Annotated in this window: 2 protein-coding genes and 1 pseudogene; 2 read left to right on the top strand and 1 reads right to left on the bottom strand. The window is 74.6% G+C overall.

What is annotated here, in order from left to right; all coding sequences use genetic code 11:
* Together AB8Z36_RS41970 and AB8Z36_RS41965 are read left to right on the top strand one after the other, a co-directional pair.
* Window positions 1-208 (top strand): annotated as a pseudogene (locus AB8Z36_RS41970) (hypothetical protein); the annotation flags it as partial.
* Complete coding sequence (locus AB8Z36_RS41965) at window positions 184-429, top strand: hypothetical protein (RefSeq protein ID WP_369218559.1); 246 nt, start codon at window positions 184-186, stop codon at window positions 427-429. The pseudogene AB8Z36_RS41970 and the gene AB8Z36_RS41965, both read left to right, overlap by 25 nt.
* Here AB8Z36_RS41965 and AB8Z36_RS41960 read toward each other — a convergent pair.
* Window positions 380-623: DUF1203 domain-containing protein (locus AB8Z36_RS41960; protein ID WP_369218558.1), on the bottom strand; the 244-nt coding region annotated here is incomplete at its 5' end. The two genes, AB8Z36_RS41965 and AB8Z36_RS41960, sit on opposite strands and share 50 nt — an antisense overlap.

Genomic DNA, 623 nt, shown 5'->3' with positions numbered 1-623 from the left:
GGAACTGCTCGCCGGGCTGCGTCCCGCGTACGAGGAGTTGGCGTCGGCGGTCGAACGGGCGAGCCGGGCGGCGCGGGGTGTGACGGGCACGCTGCGGATCGGCTTCCAGGGGACGGCGGACGCGCGTCTGATGGCGGCGATGGCGGCGCCCCCGCGGCCGCCGGTGCTCCCCCGGCCGCCGAGGTGCGCACGCTCCAGGAAGGCCTGACGCTGGTGGCGGCGGGGCGGGGGGCGATGCTGCTGTGCCGTCCGACGGCGGAGTACCACGGCCGCAGGGACGTGGCCTTCGTCCCGGTGGACGGTGTTCCGGACTCCGTCCTTGGGATGGTGTGGCACCGGGACGGAGAGACGGCGCGGGTGAGGGAATTCGCCCGGGCCCTCACCTCGGTGACGTCGCCGACACCGACTGCACCGGCGACCCGGGCCTGACCTCGAAGTGGAAGCACCCGTACTCCACGGCACGTACGTGCACGAGGGCGACGGCAGGATCGGCGAAGGCCTCACGGAACGCGGCGTCGAACCCTTCCGTCTCCGCCTCGGGAATCTCCAGCAGCCGCCCGCCGACGATGTGCCCCTGGGCGTCGTACCGCCGCACGGCCCGCAGCGCCCCCGCCCGCGAGAAC

It is taken from the genome of Streptomyces flavofungini, from assembly GCF_041028215.1.
Lineage (GTDB): Bacteria > Actinomycetota > Actinomycetes > Streptomycetales > Streptomycetaceae > Streptomyces > Streptomyces flavofungini_B.
This window is presented reverse-complemented; position numbering and strand designations above follow the sequence as displayed.